Here is a 21,346-nt window from a genome sequence, read left to right as displayed (position 1 = left end):
CGACACCACACGGTCGGCGGACGCGGCGTCGCTCTCACCGCGGAATCGACAGCGGGCCGTCGCCGCGGGCGACGTTTCGGAACCGCCGTCCGTGAACGTCGTCGGCGGCGAGCCGGTCGGTAATCGGGCCGCGGAGCCACTCGCGGTCCGGCGCGGCCGCGGGCGCGCCGTCGCTCTCGCCGGGTTCGTCGGCCGGTCCGAGCGCCCCGTTCGGCAGGAACCGCTCGTAGACCGGCAGTCGCTCGCGGAGCGGGACGCCCGCCTCGTCGGCGATGTCTGCGAGTTCCCGGAGCGCGGGCCACTCGTAGTCGGGGTTGACGTAGTCGTCCGTGACCGGCGAGACGCCGCCGAGGTCGTCGACGCCGCAGGCGACGAGGTCGGCCGCCGCCGAGAGGTTCGGCGGCACCTGCACCGACACCTCCTCGGGGAGCGCGACCCGCGCCATCGCCACGACCCGGCGCATCGTGTCGAGCGACGGGCGCTCGTAGTCCGACCGCTCGTTGGGGACGACGTTCTGGACGATGACCTCCTGTACGTGGCCGTAGCGCTCGTGGAGCGCGCGGATGGCCAGCAGGCTCTCCGCGCGGTCGCGCCACGTCTCGCCGATGCCGACGAGGATGCCCGTCGTGAAGGGGATGCCCACCTCGCCCGCGGCGCGGATGGTGTTGAGCCGCTGCCCCGGTGTCTTCCGGCGGTTCCCCGAGTGGGCGGCCACGTCGGCGGTCGTCTCCAGCATCACGCCCATGCTGGCGTTCAGGGGCGCGAGGTCAGCGAACGCCTCGCGGGTCAGGTCGCCGGGGTTCGAGTGCGGGAGCAGGCCCTCGTCGAGCGCGACTTCGCAGGCCGCCGCGAGGTAGTCGAGGATGTCGTCGTAGCCCCACTCGTCGAGTTGGCGGTGAATCTCGGTGTAGCGCTCGTCGGGGGCGTCTCCGAAGGTAAACAGCGCCTCCGTGCAGCCGGCGTCCGCGCCCGTACGGACCACCTCGCGGACCTCGTCGAGCGACATGAGCGTCGCCTCGCCGGGCACGTCGTAGTAGGTACAGTAGGTGCAGGTGTACCGACAGGCGGTCGTCAGCGGGACGAAGACGTTCCGCGAGAACGAAAGCGACGCCGGCGCGTCGGCGTCGTCGGGGGTGACGGCGAGCAGTCGCTCCACGTCGGCATCGTCGATAGTCAGGTCGACTCCGTACTCGTCGGCACCCGTGAACATATCTCTCGGTGCGTGACGAACCACTAAAAGCGTGTCATTCGCGGCGATACGGCGGCGTCGAGACCGAAGCGCGGAAGTCGAGTTCGGGACCGGATAGTTGGTGCCAGACACGTCTCCGGTCCGTCCGAAGCGCCGTCAGGCGCTCGCCCCGAGTGGTTGCGAGTGAGACTCGCGTCGTCGTCGCGACGTTCGGACTCCACTTCGACTCTCGCGTCGTCTTCGCGACGCGGGAGCGCGCGGCGCACGTTGCCTCAGTTCCCGCCGGGCAGACGGACAACCGCGCCAGACACTGTTTATCGCGGACCGTTAAGGTCCTATCGGCGCTCGCGGACGGCCTCGACCCGACCGGACCCGCGTGCGAGTCGGACGCCGGCGTCGACCAGCCACTCGCGGGTCCGCCCCTCGCCGTGGACGAGCACCTCGACGAGGTCGCTCGGCTCGTCCACGTCGACGGCGAGGCGCATCGAGTCCACCTCGGCGAACGAACAGCCGGCGTCGCGGGCGATTCGCCGGTGGTCGAGAATGGACGCGCCGTGGTAGTCCACGGAGAACTCGGGGTGTCGGACGACGAGCGCGTTCGTCCCGCCACCGAGGCCGGGCGCGGCGACCACGTCGGCGTCGGTTTCGAACAGCCGCGACAGCGCCGCGGGCGTCGCGAGCGCGAGGTCGGCCATGACGACCGCGACGGGGTCGCCGCCGAGGTCGTCGAGTTCGCCGCCCACGACTTCGGTGAGCGGTCGGTCGTCCACGGTGACGGGCGCATCGACGGTCACGGGCCCGTCCGCGACGACCGCCGGGTCGCCGCCGACCGCGCGGACCGCGTCGAGCACGTCGCGGAGCATCGAGACGGCGAACTCGCGTCGCTCGTCGGCGTCGAAAAACGGGGCGAGTCGGGTCTTCGGATCGCGTCCCCCGAAGGGAACGACGACTCGCACGGAGAATCAGCCCAGTTTGTCGTAGGTCGTCTGCTGGGACCGCCAGTAGAGGAACCCACCGACGATGAGCGCGACGACGAGCAGACCGCCCGCCGCGTAGATGAGCAGTTGGGTCGTCTGACTCGACTGCCGGGCCTGGTTTGCGCTCGTCTCCGCCTCGTTGGCGAGGTTCGTCGTGAGGTTGAACTCCTCGCCGTTGAACGCTTCGACAGCGTTGGCAAACGTCTGCTCGGCTTGTTGCGTGTTGGCCCCACTCGCACGCTCAATCGCGTCCCGCGCGCTGTCGAGTTCGTCGCGCGCGGCGGCGCTTTCTTCGGTGTAGTGGTGGACCGACCACGAGTCGATATCGTTACTGGAGCCGCCTTCGCGGGTCTGGTCGAGCGAGATTATCGTGAACGTCTGTGCGGGGTCGTAGCTGAACGACTCCACGTCGGGAACGATTCCCGTTACGGTGACCTCCACTTCACTCGTCCCGTCGGCAGTGGCGATCTGCGCGCCGCTGAAGTTCTGCCCGTCGAAGGACTGCTGGTCGACTCTCGCGCCCGTCTGGTCGTAGTACGCGACGGTCCACGTCACGTCCTCCAAGTCGGTCTGCCCCGCGAGCGTCCACGATTCGAGTTGTGGGCTCCGGTACAGCTCTTCGAGGGTGACCGACGCGGTCACCTGCGAACCGACCTGCGCCTCGTCGGGGACGTCGTCGGACGCGACGCTCACCGCCCCTGCCTGCCCTGCGAAGGCCGACAGGAGTACGACGAGCGCGAGCGCCAGCTTAGAAAAGCGACTCCAGTTCGTCCTCGTCATCGTTTATGAGGGTCTCCAGATTCGAATCACTCTCTTGACGGATCTCTTCGATGTTATCCTGTGCTTCGATGGCGACCTGCTGCAGTTCCTTGATGCGCGGGACGTTCGTCACGCCCGACAGCAGGATGACTCCCGCCACCTTCTCCGCGCCCGGGATGGGGTAGTCGCCGCCGCGAACTTCCATGGAGCCGGTCTGCTCTTCGATCCACTTCCGCCCGCGCTCTATGCCTTTCCGGTTCAGATGCTCCGGCGGACCAGCGAGCACGAGCAGCGCGCGCTCCGCGCCTTCGATTTCACACGGGAGTGTGAGCCGACCGAGCGCGGCCTTGCGGACGAGGCTCGTGATTCGGTTGGTCGTGTGGGCGGTGTCGAGATTGTCGTCGGGCTCGTCGCCGCCCGTCAGCCGAGACAGGAGGCCGCCGCCCTTGTCTTTCCGCGGTTCAACGCCCTCGGAGGCGTAGCCGACGGTCGAGACGCCGCCGCCGGCCAGCGTGTTGATAATCTCCGATGAGTCGACGACGGACTCCGCGACCTCCTGTCCGTCCTGGACCTCGCCGGCACCGAAGAGCACGCCGAATCGGTTGACGATTTCCTCGTTGATCTCGTCGTATCCCCCCTGTACCGACTCGCCGGTCTTCCGCCAGGCGTCGTTGTCGAACACGAGGAGGTTGTCGACCTCGCGGACGAACGTCTGGAAGGAGCGCGCGGCGTTGAGCGTGTAGATACCACCCTCGTCGGACCCCGGCAGGATGCCGAGCCCGTAGACGGGTTCGGTGTAGATGCGCTTGAGGTGTTTCGCGAGGACCGGCGCGCCGCCGGAGCCGGTACCGCCACCGAGCCCGGACACGACGAGGAAGGCGTCGACTTCGTGGACGGGGATGCTGTCGATGGCACCCTGTACCTCGTCGATGTCCTCCTCGGCGATTTCGGCACCGAGTTCGTTGTCCGCACCGACGCCGTGTCCCTTCACGCGGGATTGGCCGATGAGGACGCGCTGGTCCTTCGGGATGTTCTTCAGTCCGAGCAAGTCAGCTTTCGCGGAGTTCACCGCGACCGCAGCGCGGACGATTCCGGCGTTGCGTTCCCGGTCGTACTCGACGAACTTGTCGACTACTTTTCCCCCGGCTTGCCCGAATCCGATCATTGCGAGCTTCATAGGTTCAGTCCCCTCGCCATTGCGTGAATTGCAGTACGAACGCGGACATAAGCGTTGTGATGGGGACGTGTCGAACCACCATCAGATTATCGGCGGAACGCGGCGACTCGAAACCGGTGTTAATCAGTCGTTATCCCGTGAGAACCGCTAATTCCGGTAAAATGAGCCGCAGTTCACGGCTGCTTAACGCCGCCGAGTCGTCACTCCGGTGTCAGTTTCGCTCGCCGAGGTACGCGCCGAGCGTCTTCATCGACGAGGTGTCGACGCCGAAGACGCCCACGTCGTTCCGGTCGGTCGTGTTGTCGAACTGGAGCGACCGGTACTGGTCTTTCCCCATCGGGAAGCCGGGGACCGCCCCGAGGACGGTCAGGCCGATGCCCGCGAGACCCATCGGCAGCGGAACGATGGTGATGGACTTGTTCTCGGCGTCGTACACCATCTCCGTGATTTCGCGGAGCGTGAGCTTTTCCGGGCCGCCGATGCGGTAGGTCTCGCCGGCGTGGTCGTCGCCCTCGACGCCGTCCGCGAGCATCGGCACGAGGTCTCCGACCCAGATGGGTTGGAACCGCGTCTCCCCGTTGCCGGGAAGCGGGTACAGCGGGACGCCGGGCGCGAACATCCCCTTGAGCCGCTTCGTGAAGGAGACGAACTCGCCGCCGTCTCCGAAGACGACCGAGGGCCGGAAGATGACCCAATCGAGCCCGGACGATTTGACCGCCCCCTCGGCTTTCCCCTTCGAGCGGATGTAGGCGGTGTCGCCGTCGGAGTCGGCTCCGAGCGCGCTCATCTGGACGACCCGGGGCACGTCGTGAGTCTCGGCGGCCTTCACGACGTTTTCGGTCCCCTGCCAGTGGACGATGTCGTGCATTCGATTGCCACCGCTCGGTTCGAACAGCGGCGACAGCGCGACGAGGTTGACGACCGCGTCTTTCCCCTCGAACGCGCCCGCGATGGAGTCGTAGTCCGTCACGTCCCCCATCGCCTTTTCGACGCCGTCGGGGAGGTCCTCGCTGTTCGGACTCCGCGACATCGCGGTCACGCTGTGTCCCCGCGATTGTAGTTCGCGGCAGAGGTGGCTCCCGATGAATCCGCTTCCGCCGACAACAAGGACTTTCATGCCGTAATATTCGGCGGAATGAGGGTAAAGCTAACGGGGAATCGGGGTCGATTTCGCCGGAGAACACCCCGATGGGAACGACGCTCTTCCGGGCGGGCGCGTCAGACCGCGCCACCGGCCCGCGACCGCGCTCAAAACAGTATCGAGGGCGCGACCGGTCCGTCGGTGCGCTTCACCATCCGACCGACTCGGTCGTAGACGACGAGCTCCTCGGACGGGTCCGAGCAGTCGTCGGGCGCGTCGGTCGGGTGGTCGACCTCCGTCTGCTTCGTCGCGAACGACGCGTCCGTCGGGGGGACGCTCTCGTCGAACCGGACGACGGTGAACGGCTTTTCCCTCGGCTGGAGGTCGTCCCACCGCTCGCGGGCGGGTGGCATACGACACATATCGGCTCGCGTTGACATTATCATTGCGGCGTCTCGCTTCGGCGCGCTTTTTCGGGAGCGCCGAGTTGGTAGGGTATGCTCGTCACGCTCGAAGGGCTCGACGGGAGCGGGAAGACGACCGTCTGGGAGGCGCTCCACGACGCGTACCCCGACGCCGTCTTCACGCGCGAGCCCACGTCGGACTCGTGGTACGGAGAAGCTGTCAACCGCGCCATCGACGACGACGGCGCCGACCCGCTCGCCACGCTGTTCCTCTTCACCGCCGACCACGCCGACCACCTCTCGCGGGTCGTCCGACCCGCCCTCGCCGACGGGAAGCTCGTCGTCTCCGACCGCTACTCCGACTCGCGGTACGCCTATCAGGCCGCCGCGCTGCGCGACAGCGACCTCAGACGCCCGATGGAGTACATCAGAGGCATCCACACGGCCTTCACCCGCCCGCCGGACAAGACTATCTACCTCGACGTGGACCCCGAGACGGCCGCCGCGCGCAGCGGCGCGACGAACAAGTTCGAACAGGCGGCGTACCTCGCGGACGTGCGCGAGAACTACGAGCGACTCATCGAGGCCGAACCGGAGCGGTTCGTCCGCGTCGACGCGACGCAGTCGCCCGAGGACGTGCTCGCCGCGGTCGAGGCGACGCTCGAAGCGATTCTCGCGGAACGGTAGCCGCCGACCGACTCGCAGTTCACCGCGAGTTCGGGAGGTTCTCGTACTCCTCCGGCGGCGGGACGTAGAGCGTGTCGATGGTGAAGCCGAGCGCGAGCGGCATCCCTATCATCACGCCGAGGGCGGCCGTGGGGCTGCCGAGGTTCACGCCGATGCCGAAGATGCCGGAGAACACCAGCGTCGAGACGAGCAGCGCGAGCGGAATCAGAAACAGGGCGTACAGGACGTACCCCCACTGCGTCTTCAACCGCAGGCGGAAAAAGCGGGTCATGACCGCCGCGATGAGCGTGTGGAGGACGATGAGCGCGCCCATGAGCACGAGGTTGACCACCGAGACCATAGCCGACCTAGGGAGGCGGTGGTCTTTGGCCTGTCGCTCTCGGCGGCCCGCTCGTCCCGCGCCGCCGTCGGTCGAACCGCCCGCCGGGTCCGCCCCCGCAACGGGTGACGTTTATCACGAAGGACCGTGACTCACCGCTATGCACCGACTCATCGCAGAGCGCGGGCTGGACGATACGGAGTTCACCGCAGACGACGCCCGCACCGCCCTCCGCGACATGATTCGAGCGCGACGGTTCGACGAGCGCGCACTCGCCCTCCAGCGACGCGGCTGGATGAGCGGCTATCCGCCCTTCCGCGGACAGGAGGCCTCGCAAATCGGGGCCGCCCACGCCATGCGCGACGACGACGTGTTGCTGCCGACGTATCGGTCGAACGCCCTCCAACTCGCCCGCGGCGTGCCGCCGAGCGACATCCTCCTCTTTCGGCGCGGTCACGCCGAGTACGCCTCGGACCACGACGTGCCGGTGTTCCCGCAGGCGGTCCCCATCGCCTCGCAGATTCCCCACGCCGCCGGCGTCGGCATGGCCGCGAACTACCGCGGCGACGACCGCGCGGCGCTGGTCTGTTTCGGTGACGGCGCGACCTCCGAGGGCGACTTCCACGAGGGGCTGAACTTCGCCGGCGTCTTCGACGCGCCGGTCGTCTTCTTCTGCGAGAACAACGGCTGGGCGATTTCGCTCCCCCGCGAGCGCCAGACCGCAAGCGAGTCCATCGCGGCGAAGGCCGACGCCTACGGGATGGACGGGATGCAGGTCGACGGCAACGACCCGCTGGCGGTCAGGGAGGCCGTCGAGCGCGGCTTCGAGAGGGCCCGCGCCGGGGAGCCGGTGCTCATCGAGAGCCTCACCTACCGGCAGGGGCCGCACACGACCGCCGACGACCCCTCGCGCTACCGCGACGACGAGCCGGACCTCCCCGACTGGCGGACGCGCGACCCCCTCGACCGATTCGAGTCGTTCTGCCGCGAGGCGGGCGTCGTCGACGACGCGGCGCTCGACGCCATGCGCGACGACGCCGACGAGGAACTGCGCGAGGCCGTCGAGCGCGCCGAGGCGACGCCCGAACCGGGGACCGACGAGCTGTTCGACAACGTCTACGAGGAACTGCCGCCCGAACTCGCCCGCCAGCGCGAGGAACACGTCGCGTTCGTCGAGCGCAACGGCCCGTTCGACATCGAGCGCTGAGCCGCGCCGCTCCGTCTCAGTCGTCCAAGGAGATGTACGTCTTCGTGTCTGCGACGCCCTCTAACCCCTGCACGCGGCTCGACGCGGTCTTCAGCACCTCGTAGACCGCGTCGGTGTCGACCTCCGCGATGATGTCGTACGCGCCCGCGACGATGTGAGCCTCGGTCACCGTCTCGAAGTCGCGGATGGGACCGAGCAACTGTTCCGACTCGCCGGCTCCGGTCTTCACCATGATGAACGCGTGAACCATGCGTGAGATATTCTACCACAGTCGTCAAAAGCCTTGCTTCGACCGAGCGCGGCCCGTTCATCCGAACCGGGGGAAGGTTATTTGCCTCCGCCGACATACCGTCTTATCATGCGGTTCGTTATCATTGGTGCTGGACGGGTTGGGCTGCGCACCGCTCGCGTCCTCCGCGAGGAGGGTCACGACATCGTCCTGGTGGAGTTGGACCGCGACCGGGTCAAACGGGCCCGCGAGGCGAACTTCGAGGTGGTCGAAGGCGACGGCTCCCGCGAGGAGGTGCTCGTCGACGCCGGCATCGAGGCGGCCGACGCTCTCGGCGCGCTCACCGCCGACCTCAACGTGAACTTCGCGGCCTGCATGATCGGCAAGCACTTCGGTTGTCGGACGGTGCTCCGGGTCGACGAGGACTACCGCGAGGAGGTGTACCAGAAGTACGCCAAGGAGGTCGACGAAATCGTCTACCCCGAGCGCCTCGGCGCTATCGGCGCGAAGAACGCGCTGCTCGGCGGCTCTATCCGCGCCATCGCGGACATCGCCCAACACTTGCAGGTCATCCTCGTGACGGTGACGGAAGGGTCACCGATGAACGGGTACAGTATCGAAGAGGTTGCGCTCCCGGCGAACGCCCGCATCCTCGCGTTCGGGAAGAAAGACGGGCCGATGGGCATCCCGCTTTCGGACGACTCGCTTGAGACCGGCGACCGCGTGGCCGTCCTCGCGGACTTCGACGTACTCAACGACGTGCGACAACTGCTCGTCGGCGACGAGGTCGTCACCGCGACGGGGGGTGCGTGACGATGGTCTACGCCTACATCATGGTCAAGGCCGCGCCCGTCTCCGACGGCATCGACCAGCTGAAACAGGACCTCTTGGCCGTCTCCGACGGCATCGTCAGCGCGCACATCGTCGCCGGCGACGTGGACTTCATCGTGAAAGTCGAGGTGGACTCGCCCGCCGACGTGAAGGGCATCGCCGGCGGTATCCAGTCGGTGGCGGGCATCGAAGACACCCAGACGTACATCGCGATGGACTGAGTCGGCGCGTCGCCACGCGGCGGTCCGCCCCGACCCGCCCCGACCGACTGTCACCGACTTGTTCTTCAGAACCCAGCGCCGGCGGCGTCTTTCGCGTTCCGAATGAGGCTCGTCACCGGTTCGCCGTAGTCGTAGCCGGGGATGACGCCCTCGACGAACGTGCCTTCGACGTAGTCGATGACCGCGCCGGCGTCGTCGACGCCGCGGCGCTCGTTGATGTCGGCAAAGCTCGCCCGGACGACCGCCTCGTCGCCCGCGCGAGTCACGTCGGGGTCGAGGTCGTGGTCGCCGGCGACGACGCCGCCCACGTCTTCGAGGCGGAGTTCGAACGTCTCGTACCAGCCGTCTTCGACCACGGGGGCCACGTCGTCTGCGACCGCCGAGAGCATCGGGACGCGCACCTCCACGTCGAACTCGACGCGGCCACTGTCCTGCGCCGCGACGCCGACGGTGCCGTCGAACGGCGTCGTCACGGACTCGAAGGTTCGGTCATCGACCCGCTCGAACGACCCGTGGTCGCCGAACGCGCGGCGGACTCGACCGGGGATGTCGTCTTCGCTCATGCCCGGACGAAGGTCCCGACGGGAGAAAAGCCCGTTGCGTCGCGAGCGCCCCCGAATCGCCCGCCTTCGGCGGTTTTGGTCGAATGGCGGCACGTTTAAGTATCTCGCGGCACTCCGTTCAGGTGACGCTTCGCTTTGGAGGGCCGAAGCGTCAGCGGGGACCAATCTAGGGCGGCATTTGCCGCGCGGGCCGCTCCCGTGCGGCTGCCTATCCCTTTCTCGCGAAACTCACACCGGAGAGCCGCCGGCTCGTATTCGCGCGCGCTCGAATCGAACATCGACCCGAGCGACAGCCGACCAACAACAGTTCGACAGCGACGCGACCGCGTCAGTTCTCGTCCGGACTGTCGCCGGCGGCTTTGCGTTCTCCCGGGTCAGGTCCGTCCTCGACAGACTCGTCTCCGCCCGAGCCGTCGGCCGCGAGGTCGGCCACCGTCGGCGACGACCTCGACTCGGAGTTCGTCCCGTCCGCGAGCGCGGTTTCAGTATCCTCGCCCCCGAGTTCCACCGCGTCGCCGACGCCGTCTCGCTCCACCTTTTCGCGCACCTCGAACCGGTCCGCGAGCGCCCGCAGTTCGTCGGTCGCCGACGACAGTTCCTGCATCTGCCCGGCGACGGTGACCATCGCGTCGTTCTGCTCGTGGGCCGCGCCGGCCGCGTCGGCAGCCTCGTCGCGCGTCTCGTCGGCGATGTCGGCCGCCTCGTCCGCGAGGCGCGCGACCGACTGCGCGGCCGACGCCTGCGAGGTGGTCGCCTCGTCGACGGCGGCGACGCCGTGGTCCACCTCCTCCAGTCGGTCGACCGCCTCGTCGATGGCCGTGACGCCGGCTTCGACCGTCTCGGAGCCCTGCGAAACGCGCTCTCGCGCGGCTCTCACCGCAGCGACCGTCTCGTCGGCCGTCCCCTCGACGGACTCGATGGACGACTCGATTTCGGTCGTCGCGTCGGCGGTCTCCTCGGCGAGCGCCTTCACTTCGTCGGCGACGACGGCGAAGCCGGAGCCGGCCTCGCCGGCGCGGGCGGCCTCGATGGAGGCGTTGAGCGCGAGCAGGTCCGTCTGCTCCGCGATATCCTCGATGAGGTCGACCACCTCGCCGATGTCCGCTACCTCCTCGCGGAGCGCTTCGACGCCCTCGGCCGCGGTCGCGACGCGCTCGTCGATGTTCGCCATCTCGTCGTGGACGGCGGCGCTCGCGTCGCGGCCGGCCTCGCCGCGCTCCGCGGCGTCGCCGGCGAGGTCAGCGAGTTCGTCGGCGGAGGCGGCGACCTCCTCGACCGTCGCCGAGAGGTCCTGCATCTCCGCGGAGACCTCCGCGAGGAGCGACGCCTGCTCGGCCGCGCCCTCGGAGATGTCGGCGGTCGCCGTCTCGACCCGCTCGGAGGCGGCGCTGACCTCCTCGGTGCCGGCGGTGACGCGCTCGCCCGCCGCGTCGACGGTCGCCGCGAACGACGCGACCCGCCCGATAGTCGCTTCGAGGTCGGAAAGCATCGCGTCGATGCCGTCGCCGACGGCCGCCATCGCCTCGTCGTCCGATTCGACAGACGTGCGCACCGTCAGGTCGCCCGTCGCCGCGGCGTCCATCGTCTCGCGGTAGTCCTCGGCGGCGCGCGCGAGGTCGCGGCGGGCGTCTTCGGCCGCTTCGATGCGTTCCCGTAGACCGTCTCGCATCTCGGCGAACGCCTCGGTCAGCGCGCCGAACTCGTCGACTCTCCGGGTTTCGAGGTCAACGTCGAGGTCGCCGGCGGCGAGCGCCTCGGCTTTGGCCCGGAGCCGCCGGAGCGACAGCACCGTGTTGCGGCCGATGACGGTGCCGACCAGCGCGAGGCCGGCGAGCGCCACGCCGATGAGGACGGCCACGTCGCGCTCGACGACCTGCGCGACCGCGTAGGCGTTGGTCTGCGGCGCTTCCACGAGGACCGCCCAGTTCGTCCCCGAGACGGGGGCGTAAGCAACGATGTCGCCGCCGGCGTCCCCGTCGCTCTCGCGTTCGACGACGCCCGTCTCACCGTCGACCGCAGCGTCGAGCGCCGGCGTTGCCGCCCCGTCGCGGTACGTCGTGAGGACGTTTTCGCCGTACTTGTCGAAGGCGATGACGCCCGTATCGGTCACCACGCGGGTTTGGGACCCCTCGACCGGTTCGCTCAGCATCTCGGCGTGCTTCGTCGCGTCCACGACCACCATCACCGCACCATCTCGGCCCTCAACGGGACTGAGGAAGGCGAGGCGCTCGCTCCCGCCGTAGCGGTAGACCTCGGAGATGGCCACCGCGTCGGAGTCGGCCAGCGTCAGCGACCCGGTCGTCCACGACAGGTCGAGGGCGGAGACCGATTTGGTCTCTATCACGCCGTCGGTGCTGCGGACGATATCGCGGCTCGACGGGTTCACGTAGTGTATTGCCACCACCTCGGCGGGCAGGGTGCCTTTCTCGCGTTCGAGCGCCTCGTCGATGGCGTCGGGGTCGCCCGTCCGGACGGTCTCGTACTCCGAGAGCATCCGGGCCGTCCGGGCGTAGCCGTCCATCCAACTCGACAGCCCCTCGGCCTCCAGTGAGGCGACCATCTCCAGGTCGCTGTGCGTGTCGGCTCTCACCTCGGTCCCGACCACGTCCGAGACGTACAGGCCGAACCCGCCCATCACCGCGGCCACGAGGAGGATAACGAACAGGAATTTCCGAAGGTAACTCCGCCTGAGCACCCTCGGAACCAGCGTGGCGAACTTCATGTCACTCGGTAGCAAGAGACCGACGTAAAGCGTTGTCCCGCTAGCTATCAGTTCTGATATCAGAGAAAAAACCGATATGCGCCGCTCTCACCGAATTACGAGTTCCGAGAATCGTTACAGTTCGCTCACGGTGACCCCGAGCGCGAGGGCGGCGGCCCCGGTCGCACCGCCGCCCGCGGCCAGCGCCGTCGGCAGCGCGGACAGGACGCCGGCGACGGCCCCGGCGAGGAGGCAGACGGCCATGCCGAGGAGCGTGGCGTCGAAACGCGTGATGAGGAGTCCGGGTGACACGGTCTAATTACATCTCATTATTCGAACTGTCAAAATATTTGCGGGTGCGGCCCTACTCGCCTCCCTCTCTCACGCCCGGGCGTCAGAGGCGTCCGCGTCGCGGGCGCGGTCCGATTCGGGGACCTCCCGCACTTCGGATTCGGGTTCGGCTTCGGGTTCAGATTCGGTCTCGGTCTCGGTCTCGACGGCGTCTTCGAGGAACGCTATCGACCGCTCGCGTTCGCCCCGCACGGAGGCGTCGCGCAGTCCGACCTCGACGAGCGCCGCCGGGTCGACCGCCTCGGGGTCGATTCCCGCCGCGTCCACGAACTCGCTGAGAACGTGGTCGTCCATCGGGTCGACGAGTCGCCCGTTGACCCGATACGTCGGCGGGTCGAGGCCGAACCCGTCGTAGGGGTCTCCGAATCCCTGTCCCTCCGAGTAGCGGTGTCTACGCGTCGAAGCCATTCGTACCAATTGGCGGGGAACCGAGATAACGTGGTCGGCGGTCCCACGACGGGCCGGGCGACAGAGACGAAGCGGGAACGCGTCGCTCGGTTCACTGTCGCTCGGCGACGAAAATGCGGGGGACGAGATTCGAACTCCACTCGCTCCGCTCACGCCGTTCGCTACGCTCCCTAGTTCGAACGCGTCGTTCTGTTCTCACGCCTCGCTGTCGCTCGGCGACGAAAATGCGGGGGACGAGATTCGAACTCGCGAACCCCTACGGGAGCGGATCTTAAGTCCGCCGCTTTTGGCCTGGCTCAGCCACCCCCGCGCACTCTCCCGTTCTTCGAGGGGGAGAAAAGTGCTTTCGCTTTACCAGTCGACCGAGAGCGTCCCGTCGCCGTGGGGGTCCGGCGAGAGCTCCTCGTCGGTTCGCCGGTCGATGACGTGGATGACGCCGCGGCCCTTCTTCGCCGGGCAGACCTCCGCCGCCTCGACGTTTTCGTCGAGTTCGTCCTCACCGACGAAGTACGATTTGGCGCGGGCGAGGCCGGTTTCGAGGTCCATCTCCCAGTTGTCGGCGACCTCCGCGCACCGGCCGGCCCCGAAGCACTTGTTCGCCTCGAAGATTATCTTGTAGGGCTTTTCGTCGACCGGCGGGGCGTTCTCGTCGGTTCCGAAGTCGCTCGGCTTCGGACGGTCGGACTCCTCACTCATCGTCGGCCCTTACCGCGCGGTGGTCTTTGCGCTGTCGGTCGCGCGGCGACGGCGCGCCCCGGAACCCGCGAGACGCCTCGAACTTCTGGTACATCTGTCGAAGCCCGCTCGTCGTGCTTCGAATCCGAAATGCGGCGAGCGGTCGTACCGTATTCTAGCCGTGGCATCACGTAACAGTGGGGCACTCCCGTCACATGAATTATCGACAGACACAGTACCAGTCACGAATTCGTTCTCAGATGTGATACTCGAGAGCGTGGTCTTATCACTCACCAGAAATCTTCTGGACCAATGGACGACGACAGCCAGCTCCGGAGACGAGCGTCGTCGGTTCGCGCCTCCGTCCGGGCCGCGCTCGGCGCACGCGCGACCGACGACGAATCCGAATCGGACGCCGCAGACGAGACGGCGCGCGCCGATGACGCGCGAAGCGATGGCGGGGGCACTCCCTCGGTCGCCGTCGAATCGGGACGCGGGGAGTCTCCCGCCGACGATGTCGCCGCGTCGTCGGCCCCGGACGCCGCCGCGCTCGACGGTCTCGACGACTTCTCCGCGGCCATCGAGCGCTGCATCGAGGGCGACCTGACGGTCCGCGTCGACGTTCCCGACGACCCGGCGCTCGCGCGTCACGGCCGCCTCCTCAACGAACTGTTCGAGGAGTGGCAGACCGCCATGCGGGACGTCGACGCCTTCGCCGACCAGGTCTCGGCGTCGACCCGAATCGTGGCCGACGCCGCCGCAGAGAGCCGCGAGGAGAGCCGGTCTGTCGCGGGCTCCGTCGACGACATCGCCGCGGGCGCGCGCCGGCAAAGCGAGAGCGTCGAGGAGGTCGCAGACGAGATGCGGAACCTGTCTGCGACCATCGAGGAGGTCGCCGCCTCCGCCGACGAAATCAGGCACGCGACCGACGAGGCCGTCGAGCGCGGCGACCGCGGCAAGCGCGCGGCCGAGACCGCTATCGACGAGTTGGCGGTCATCGGCGAGCGGACCGACGCGACCGTCGAGCGCGTCGCGGAACTCGACGACCACATCGACGACATCACCGGCATCGCGACCAAAATCTCCGACATCGCGGAGCAGACGAACATCCTCGCGCTCAACGCCTCCATCGAGGCCGCCCGCGCCGGCGAGGCCGGCTCCGGCTTCGCCGTCGTCGCCGACGAAGTGAAGGCGCTCGCCGAGGAGACGCAGGCCGCGACCGCCGACATCGAATCGACCATCGAGACGGTTCGGACCCGGTCGGCCGCGACGGTCGAAGACATCACCGACACGAGCGAGCGCCTCGACGAGGGCAGCGAGACGATTCAGGAGGCGCTGTCGGCGCTCGACGGCGTCGTCTCCGACCTCGAAGAGACGAACGGGAGCCTCCACGAGATTTCCGACGCCACGGATTCGCAGGCGGCGACCTCCCAAGAGGTCGTGAGTCAGGCCGACGGCGTCGGCGAGATAAGCGACGAGACCGCGGCGCTCGCGGCCGACGCCGCGGGGTCGGCCCGCCGACAGACCGTCTCGCTCTCCGAGGCGGTGACGAAGATAGACGCGCTTTCGGACCAAGCCGACCACCTCCGGGACTCCATCGACGACTACCGCCTCCACGCCGAGACGACCGACTCGGGCCAGACCGTCGTCCAGTTCTGGCACGGCATGTCCGGCGACAAGGCCGAGGTTCTGGAGTCGCTCGTCGACGAGTTCAACGCCGACCACGACGGCGTCCGCGTCGACACCGCGTCGAAGGGGAGCTACCGCGGCACGTTCGACGCGACCCTCGCCGCGGCCCGGTCGGGGACGCCGCCGACCATCGCGCAACTGTACGAGGTCGGCACCCAGCGCGCCCTCGACAGCGGGGCGTTCACCCCCGTCGAATCGGTGCTCCCCGACGGGGCGTCCGCGGGCGAACTCGTCCCCGAAATCGCCAACTACTACCGCCACGACGGCGCGCTCTGGTCGATGCCGTTCAACGCCTCGAACCCCGTGTTGTACTACAACGCCGACGCGTTCGAGCGGGCCGGCCTCGACCCCGACGCCCCGCCGGCGACGTTCGACCAAGTCACCTCGGCCGCGGCGACGCTGAAGACGAGCGGGGCGGTCGACTACGGCGCGACGTGGGCGAATTACAGTTGGTTCGTCGAGCAGTGGTTCGCGGCCGCCGGCGAGTGTCTGTTCGACGCCGACAACGGCCGGAGCGGCACCGCCCGCACCTCGAACCTCGACGGCCCGGTCGGGACGCGCGTGTTCGAGTGGTGGCGCGACCTCGAACGGAACGACTTGCTGTTCGACCCCGGCGTCGAGGCCCGGCGAGACGCCCGCGAGGCGTTCCTCGACGGTCGCGCCGCGATGCTCGTGGACTCCAGTTCGAGCGCCGCGTCGGTCGTTCGCGGTGCCGCCGAACGCGGGTTCACCGCCGAAGTCGGCCGGTTCCCCTCTCCCGGGTCCGCCCGCGAGGGCGTGGTCGTCGGCGGCGCGTCGCTGTGGGTCGCAGACGGCGTCGAATCCCGGAAGCGGGCCGCCGCGGGCGAGTTCATCGCGTGGCTGACCCGCCCTGAACAGCAGCGACGCTGGCACCGGCAGACCGGCTACTTCCCGGTCCACCGCCGGACGAGGGACCTCCTCCGCGACGACGGCTGGTTCGACGAACACCCCGGATTCGCGGTCGCGTTCGACCAACTGGCCGAGACCGACGACACCCCGGCCACCCGCGGCGCTCGCGTCGGCCCCTTCACGACCGTCAGGACCATCGTCTCCGAGGGCCTGTCCGAACTGTTCGACGGCCGCGACCTCGACGCCGTGTTGGCGACGATGGACGAGCAGGTGTCGGCCCGGCTGTCGGAGTACGAGCACTCAGCGAACCGCTGACGCGACGTGACGGAGTCGGTGCGGTGCGGTCTGGTCTGCCGCGGTGCAGTCCGGTGCGGTCCAGCGCCCCGACGAACCTCGTCGCACCGTCGCACGCCCGGTGATTCTTTCGCCATCGAGCCCTAATCCCGAGCGATGCGGCAGTCCCGTCGCTCGCGCTTCGGCGACCTGATTCGCACCGCCGATCCCAGCGACCGCCACCGGTTTCTCGCCGACCTCTGGTTCGCCCGCGGATGGGAGACGACCGTCGAGGGGTCCGTGGTCGTCGCCCGCCGCGGCGACCGAACCGAGCGACTCGCGGTCGTCTCTCGGTCTCGGCTCCGTCTGTCGCCAACGGTCCCCGCCGAGGCGACCGTCGTCGTCGCGCTCGGCGACCCCACGCGAACCCGGCGCGCGGCCCCCGACGACGCCCGGGTTCTCTCGGTTGACGAGTTCTACGACCTCGTCCGGTACGGTCTCCCGGCGGGCCGCGGCGACGACCTCGTCGCAGACCACTTCGGCGTCCGCCTCGACGACCTCCCGGCCGATGACCGCGGCGTCGGTGCGAAGGGTGCGGACGAGGCGGGTGGCGCAGTCGTCGCTCCGCTTTCTCGCTCGCTTTCGTCGCTCCCGGTCGCGCCGCTCGTCTTCATCGCGCTCCTGCTCGCGGCGGTCGTCGTGACCGCCGGGCCGGGCGGCGTACCGGTGCTCGGCGAGGCGCTGGGCGGTCATGGGTCGTCGACACCGACGCCGGCCGCGACGACTCCCGAGCCGACGCCGACGCCCGAACCGCGGGCGGTCGCCCCCGGCGTGACAACCGCGGGCGTCGAGAACGCGACGCGCCTCGCGGCCGCCCATCGCCGGGCCGCGGCGAACCGGTCGTACCGGTGGACGCTCCGATACCGCGAGTCAATCGCCGGCGACGAGACGGGCCGCGAGGTGGAGGTCGTCCGCGTCGAGGCCCCGAACGTCTACGTCTCCGAGGTCGAGCGCGCCGGACAACTCAGGGCGTTCCCGCGCCCGACCGCCTCGGAGGACGCCTACGCCGACGGGACCACGCGCTACGCCCGCCGGCCCGCCGAACCGGACGGCGTCGCCGCCCGCGTCCTCGACCCCGATGTGCGCAATGGACCGGGGCGACAGGCCTCCCGCGCCGCCCGCTATCTCGACTGGTATCTCTCGACCGACGAGACGAGCGTGACGCGCGTAGAGAGCGTGACCAACGCGACCGCCGAAAGCGGGACCGCGCTGTACCGAGTTCAGGGCCGCGGCACCGACTTCCCGCGGTCGCGCGACTATCGGGTCGAAGCAATCGTCGAAGAAGACGGGTTCGTCCGCTCGATGCGCGTCACCTACGAGACCCGCGACGGCCTCGGCGTCGAGGTCTGGTTCGCGTACGACGCGGTCGGCGGGACGACGGTCACGCGACCGGCGTGGCTCGACCGCGCCGACGGCTCGACCGGCGGTCGGACCGTGGTCCCGACGAACGCGACCGGGTAGCGTTCGAGGCGGAGACGGACGTTCGATTCGCCCTGGTGACGGTCGAGGCGCTTACTGCTCGACGTCGACCGATTCGAGGACCACGTCGGACACCGGCTTGTCCTCGCGGTCGGTCGGGACCGAGCCGATGTCCTCGACGACGTCCATGCCGTCCGTGACCTTCCCGAAGACGGCGTGCTTGCCGTCGAGGTGGGGCTGGGCGTCGAGCGTGATGAAGAACTGCGAGCCGTTCGTGTTGGGGCCGCGGTTCGCCATCGAGAGCACGCCGGGGCCGTCGTGGCTGAGGTCCGAGTGGAACTCGTCGTCGAAGGTGTAGCCGGGGCCGCCGCGGCCGGTTCCCGTCGGGTCGCCGCCCTGAATCATGAAGTCCGAGATGATGCGGTGAAAGAGGATGTCCTCGTAGAGGGGTTCGCCTTCCACCGTCTCGTCGGTCTCGGGGTGGACCCACGTCTTTTCGCCCGTCGCGAGGCCGATGAAGTTCTCGACCGTGTTCGGAACCTTGTCCTCGAAGAGTTCGACCGTGATGTCGCCCTTGTTCGTGTGGAGCGTGGCCGTTGGGTTGTCGCTCATACTCGACCCGTCGGGCGGGCGAGTGAAAACCGTGCCGCCTCGGGGTCGGTCGCCGGCGACGCGCCGCTTGGTTCATCCTCGGTGACACGACTCCGTTCGGTCCGCGTCTTTCGGTCGGCACCGCGGACTGTCACACCGACAGACGTTTTTCTCCCCCGCGACCGAGTGGTGTGAGATGACATCACAACTCGACGGAGGGCGGTCGGAATGAACGCCCGCTCGACGCTCGAACGCCTCTCGGAACTCGCAAACACCTACTTCGTCGGCCTCGTGCTCCTCGCATCGGCCGCCGCGTTGGCGCAGCCGGGGCTGTTCACGTGGATTGCGCCCTACATCTCGCCGCTGCTCGGGCTCATCATGCTCGGGATGGGGCTGACGCTCCAGCCCGCGGACTTCCGCCGACTCGCGGAGCGCCCCCGCGACGTGGCCATCGGCGCGCTCGCCCAGTGGCTCGTCATGCCGACCGCCGCCTACGCGCTCACGGCGGTTCTGTCTCTCCCGCCGGAGCTCGCCGTCGGCGTCATCCTCGTCGGCGCGGCCCCCGGCGGCACCGCCTCGAACGTCATGGCCTACCTCGGGAAAGGTGACGTGGCGCTGTCGGTCGCCATCACGACCGTCACCACGCTGGCCGCGCCGCTCGTCATGCCCGCGTGGGTCGTCGCGCTCGCCGGCGAACAGCTTCAAGTCGGCTTCGTGGACCTGTTTCTCAACATCGTCCAAATCGTCTTCATCCCGGTCGTCCTCGGCTTCGCGCTCCGAGTCGTGCTCGACCGCAACGCGCCCGAGGTTGCCGAAGTCGGCCTCGACGTGTTCCCGCTCGTCTCGGTCCTGAGCATCGTCGCCATCGTCGCGGCCGTCGTCGGCCTCAACGTCGAGACCATCCTCGGCGCGGGCGCGGCCGCCATCGGGGCCGTCGTCCTCCACAACGCTATCGGCCTCGGCACCGGCTACGGCACCGGCCGCCTCGCCGGGATGTCCGCGGACCGCGTCCGAACGACCACGTTCGAGGTCGGTCTCCAGAACAGCGGGCTCGCGGCGGCCCTCGCGTTGTCGTTCTTCTCGCCCGCCGCCGCCCTGCCGCCCGCGCTTTTCAGCGTCTGGCACAACATCACCGGGCCGCTCCTCGCGAGCTACTTCGCGCGAACTGCGAGCGACTCCGCCGGTAGCGCGCCGGCTGACGACTGAATCGCTCGTCGCAGTCGCGTCTTTGCGCCCAGTCTCGACGGGCCGGAACCGATTCGGGGTTAAATTATTGTTGAGAATAACCATTACTGTCTGGTTCGAAACGTCGGCACGCTCGACCGGACTGGTCGCCTCGCGCTCGGCCCGCTCCTCGTCGGCGTCGGAAGCTACGCGGGGCTGTTCTCGCTCGGGTTCGGCCCGGTGCCCGCGGCGCTCGGTGCCGCGTTCGTCGCCGTCGTCGGCGTCGTCCTGCTCGTAACCGGGCCCGGCCGGACTTGCCCGCTGTACCTGCCGTTCGGCATCGACACGTTCGACGACCGGGACTGACGCCCGCGACTCGCCTCGCCCCGCCGCGCTCCGCTCCGTCCGCCTTTCTCGCTCCCCTAACTACAAGACACCCCACCGCGATGCGTCGGATATGCACACCGCGGAGACCGTGACGCTCACTCGCCTCCCCTCCGGCGTCCCGGTACAGACGACAGTTCACACCTACGAACCAGCCGACGGGACCGACGGTCCCACGCTCTACGTGCAGGCCGCCCAGCACGGCCGGGAAATCAACGGCACCGAAGTGCTCCGTCGACTCCACAGTCACCTCGAACGCGCCGACCTCTCGGGTCGCGTCGTCGCCGTCCCCGTGGCCGACCCGCTGACGTTCGACCGCGTCTCCTACGTCACGCCCGAGGTGCTCGACTCCGTCAACTCCAACATGAACCGCGTCTGGCCGGGCGACCCCGACGGCTCGCTCCACCAGCGCATGGCCGCGACGCTCTGGGAGTACATCAGCGAGTCCGACGCCATCGTCGACCTCCACACGGGAAGCCCGGATATGCTCACTCACACGGTTTACCTCCGGGGCGACGAGGCCTCCCGCGACCTCGCGCGGGCGTTCGGCGTCGATATCCTCCTCGCGGAGGCCGCTGGCGACGAGGCCGACGACGAGTGGACCGAGCGGAGCTTCGACGGCAAACTCCGCGTCGCGGCCACGAACGCGGGCATCCCCTCCATCACGCCCGAACTCGCCCACAACAAACAGCTCGTCGAGCCGGCCATCGTCGCCGGCGTCGAGGGCGTCCTCAACGTCTGCCGCGACATGGGCATCCTCTCGGGCGCGGTCGAGCCGTGGGACGGCCGCACCTACCGCAACCACCTCGGCCGCGTGCAAGCCGCCGCCTCGGGCCTGTTCGTCGCCCGCGAGGACGTGGCACTCGCCCGCGAGGTCCGCCCCGGCGACCACCTCGGCTGGGTGTACGACCCGACCACCTACGAGGTGCTACAAGAGGTCGAAGCCGAGCGCGCGGGCATCGTCTACTCTATCGCCCGCGAGGCGACCGTCACGGCCGGCGAGACGCTCGTCGGCATCGCGCTCCCGCTGGACGACGGCGAGGGCGACACCGAAGGGGACGACCCCTTCGACGAGGCCGACGGCGACCTCGACATCTAGAAAAAAGCCGGTCGGTCG

General features: G+C 68.7%; 23 protein-coding genes and 1 tRNA gene. 9 read left to right on the top strand and 15 right to left on the bottom strand.

Annotated features, from left to right (window positions below; genetic code table 11):
• Positions 1 to 34: 34 nt before the first annotated feature.
• The 6 genes from cofG to ACSR87_RS04660 all read right to left on the bottom strand — a co-directional run bounded on the left by cofG (position 35) and on the right by ACSR87_RS04660 (position 5,596).
• Positions 35 to 1,210 (bottom strand): 7,8-didemethyl-8-hydroxy-5-deazariboflavin synthase subunit CofG, encoded by a 1,176-nt coding sequence (gene cofG / locus ACSR87_RS04685; RefSeq protein ID WP_498529687.1) that lies wholly within the window; start codon positions 1,208 to 1,210, stop codon positions 35 to 37.
• Between the two features lie 314 nt (positions 1,211 to 1,524).
• Positions 1,525 to 2,145 (bottom strand): 2-phospho-L-lactate guanylyltransferase, encoded by a 621-nt coding sequence (gene cofC / locus ACSR87_RS04680; protein ID WP_498529686.1) that lies wholly within the window; start codon positions 2,143 to 2,145, stop codon positions 1,525 to 1,527.
• Positions 2,146 to 2,151: 6 nt separating this feature from the next.
• Positions 2,152 to 2,946 carry a hypothetical protein gene (locus ACSR87_RS04675; protein ID WP_049896730.1) on the bottom strand — a complete coding sequence of 265 codons (795 nt, stop codon included), beginning with the start codon at positions 2,944 to 2,946 and terminating at the stop codon, positions 2,152 to 2,154.
• The gene (locus tag ACSR87_RS04670; protein ID WP_498529685.1) at positions 2,915 to 4,102 is read right to left on the bottom strand and encodes a tubulin/FtsZ family protein; all 1,188 of its coding nucleotides are present in this window, start codon (positions 4,100 to 4,102) and stop codon (positions 2,915 to 2,917) included. Before ACSR87_RS04670 ends, ACSR87_RS04675 begins: the two co-directional genes overlap by 32 nt.
• A gap of 211 nt (positions 4,103 to 4,313) precedes the next feature.
• The gene (locus ACSR87_RS04665) at positions 4,314 to 5,219 is read right to left on the bottom strand and encodes a complex I NDUFA9 subunit family protein (RefSeq protein ID WP_498529684.1); all 906 of its coding nucleotides are present in this window, start codon (positions 5,217 to 5,219) and stop codon (positions 4,314 to 4,316) included.
• Between the two features lie 131 nt (positions 5,220 to 5,350).
• Entirely contained in the window at positions 5,351 to 5,596 is a 246-nt protein-coding gene (locus ACSR87_RS04660; protein ID WP_498529683.1) for a hypothetical protein, read from the bottom strand.
• 84 nt (positions 5,597 to 5,680) lie between these two features.
• Between ACSR87_RS04660 and tmk the strand changes: the two genes are divergently transcribed.
• A complete protein-coding gene (tmk, locus tag ACSR87_RS04655) occupies positions 5,681 to 6,274 on the top strand; it encodes a dTMP kinase (protein WP_498529682.1) in 594 nt (197 codons plus the stop codon).
• 19 nt (positions 6,275 to 6,293) lie between these two features.
• On the opposite strand, the gene ACSR87_RS04650 is transcribed toward tmk, so the two are convergent.
• Positions 6,294 to 6,614 carry a DUF7991 family protein gene (locus ACSR87_RS04650; RefSeq protein ID WP_008575335.1) on the bottom strand — a complete coding sequence of 107 codons (321 nt, stop codon included), beginning with the start codon at positions 6,612 to 6,614 and terminating at the stop codon, positions 6,294 to 6,296.
• A gap of 139 nt (positions 6,615 to 6,753) precedes the next feature.
• Between ACSR87_RS04650 and ACSR87_RS04645 the strand changes: the two genes are divergently transcribed.
• The gene (locus tag ACSR87_RS04645) at positions 6,754 to 7,800 is read left to right on the top strand and encodes a thiamine pyrophosphate-dependent dehydrogenase E1 component subunit alpha (protein ID WP_498529681.1); all 1,047 of its coding nucleotides are present in this window, start codon (positions 6,754 to 6,756) and stop codon (positions 7,798 to 7,800) included.
• 16 nt (positions 7,801 to 7,816) lie between these two features.
• Here ACSR87_RS04645 and ACSR87_RS04640 read toward each other — a convergent pair whose 3' ends face one another.
• Positions 7,817 to 8,050, bottom strand: a complete 234-nt coding sequence (locus tag ACSR87_RS04640) for an Lrp/AsnC ligand binding domain-containing protein (protein ID WP_004042102.1) — start codon at positions 8,048 to 8,050, stop codon at positions 7,817 to 7,819.
• Between the two features lie 108 nt (positions 8,051 to 8,158).
• On the opposite strand from ACSR87_RS04640, the gene ACSR87_RS04635 reads away from it, so the two are divergent.
• Together ACSR87_RS04635 and ACSR87_RS04630 are read left to right on the top strand one after the other, a co-directional pair.
• Entirely contained in the window at positions 8,159 to 8,842 is a 684-nt protein-coding gene (locus ACSR87_RS04635; protein WP_498529680.1) for a potassium channel family protein, read from the top strand.
• 2 nt (positions 8,843 to 8,844) lie between these two features.
• Positions 8,845 to 9,081 carry an Lrp/AsnC ligand binding domain-containing protein gene (locus ACSR87_RS04630; protein WP_004062689.1) on the top strand — a complete coding sequence of 79 codons (237 nt, stop codon included), beginning with the start codon at positions 8,845 to 8,847 and terminating at the stop codon, positions 9,079 to 9,081.
• Between the two features lie 65 nt (positions 9,082 to 9,146).
• Here the strand turns inward: ACSR87_RS04630 and ACSR87_RS04625 are convergent, their stop codons facing one another.
• The 6 genes from ACSR87_RS04625 to ACSR87_RS04600 all read right to left on the bottom strand — a co-directional run bounded on the left by ACSR87_RS04625 (position 9,147) and on the right by ACSR87_RS04600 (position 13,800).
• On the bottom strand, positions 9,147 to 9,644 hold the full coding sequence (locus ACSR87_RS04625) for a DUF5813 family protein (RefSeq protein ID WP_498529679.1): 498 nt from the start codon (positions 9,642 to 9,644) through the stop codon (positions 9,147 to 9,149).
• Between the two features lie 328 nt (positions 9,645 to 9,972).
• The gene (locus ACSR87_RS04620; protein ID WP_498529678.1) at positions 9,973 to 12,366 is read right to left on the bottom strand and encodes a methyl-accepting chemotaxis protein; all 2,394 of its coding nucleotides are present in this window, start codon (positions 12,364 to 12,366) and stop codon (positions 9,973 to 9,975) included.
• A 114-nt stretch (positions 12,367 to 12,480) separates the two neighbouring features.
• On the bottom strand, positions 12,481 to 12,657 hold the full coding sequence (locus tag ACSR87_RS04615; protein ID WP_004042107.1) for a DUF8015 family protein: 177 nt from the start codon (positions 12,655 to 12,657) through the stop codon (positions 12,481 to 12,483).
• 69 nt (positions 12,658 to 12,726) lie between these two features.
• On the bottom strand, positions 12,727 to 13,104 hold the full coding sequence (locus ACSR87_RS04610; protein WP_498529677.1) for a hypothetical protein: 378 nt from the start codon (positions 13,102 to 13,104) through the stop codon (positions 12,727 to 12,729).
• A gap of 225 nt (positions 13,105 to 13,329) precedes the next feature.
• Positions 13,330 to 13,414 (bottom strand) — tRNA-Leu (locus tag ACSR87_RS04605).
• 41 nt (positions 13,415 to 13,455) lie between these two features.
• A complete protein-coding gene (locus tag ACSR87_RS04600) occupies positions 13,456 to 13,800 on the bottom strand; it encodes a ferredoxin (protein WP_004062684.1) in 345 nt (114 codons plus the stop codon).
• Between the two features lie 291 nt (positions 13,801 to 14,091).
• Between ACSR87_RS04600 and ACSR87_RS04595 the strand changes: the two genes are divergently transcribed.
• Both ACSR87_RS04595 and ACSR87_RS04590 read left to right on the top strand, forming a co-directional pair.
• Positions 14,092 to 16,653, top strand: coding sequence for an extracellular solute-binding protein (locus ACSR87_RS04595; protein ID WP_498529676.1), 2,562 nt, complete (start codon positions 14,092 to 14,094; stop codon positions 16,651 to 16,653).
• Positions 16,654 to 16,788: 135 nt separating this feature from the next.
• The gene (locus ACSR87_RS04590; RefSeq protein ID WP_498529675.1) at positions 16,789 to 18,132 is read left to right on the top strand and encodes a hypothetical protein; all 1,344 of its coding nucleotides are present in this window, start codon (positions 16,789 to 16,791) and stop codon (positions 18,130 to 18,132) included.
• Positions 18,133 to 18,183: 51 nt separating this feature from the next.
• Here ACSR87_RS04590 and ACSR87_RS04585 read toward each other — a convergent pair whose 3' ends face one another.
• Positions 18,184 to 18,702, bottom strand: a complete 519-nt coding sequence (locus tag ACSR87_RS04585; protein WP_498529674.1) for a peptidylprolyl isomerase — start codon at positions 18,700 to 18,702, stop codon at positions 18,184 to 18,186.
• A 207-nt stretch (positions 18,703 to 18,909) separates the two neighbouring features.
• Here ACSR87_RS04585 and ACSR87_RS04580 point away from each other — a divergent pair, with 207 nt between their 5' ends.
• The 3 genes from ACSR87_RS04580 to ACSR87_RS04570 all read left to right on the top strand — a co-directional run bounded on the left by ACSR87_RS04580 (position 18,910) and on the right by ACSR87_RS04570 (position 21,328).
• Positions 18,910 to 19,887 carry a bile acid:sodium symporter family protein gene (locus ACSR87_RS04580; protein ID WP_498529673.1) on the top strand — a complete coding sequence of 326 codons (978 nt, stop codon included), beginning with the start codon at positions 18,910 to 18,912 and terminating at the stop codon, positions 19,885 to 19,887.
• Between the two features lie 90 nt (positions 19,888 to 19,977).
• A complete protein-coding gene (locus tag ACSR87_RS04575; protein ID WP_498531030.1) occupies positions 19,978 to 20,211 on the top strand; it encodes a YgaP family membrane protein in 234 nt (77 codons plus the stop codon).
• A gap of 91 nt (positions 20,212 to 20,302) precedes the next feature.
• Positions 20,303 to 21,328 carry a succinylglutamate desuccinylase/aspartoacylase family protein gene (locus tag ACSR87_RS04570; protein WP_498529672.1) on the top strand — a complete coding sequence of 342 codons (1,026 nt, stop codon included), beginning with the start codon at positions 20,303 to 20,305 and terminating at the stop codon, positions 21,326 to 21,328.
• Positions 21,329 to 21,346 lie beyond the last annotated feature (18 nt).

The sequence above is a fragment of the Haloferax sp. SDI50 genome, assembly GCF_059802635.1.
Note: the sequence above shows the minus strand (reverse complement) of the source record. Positions and strands in the feature narration are given on the sequence as shown.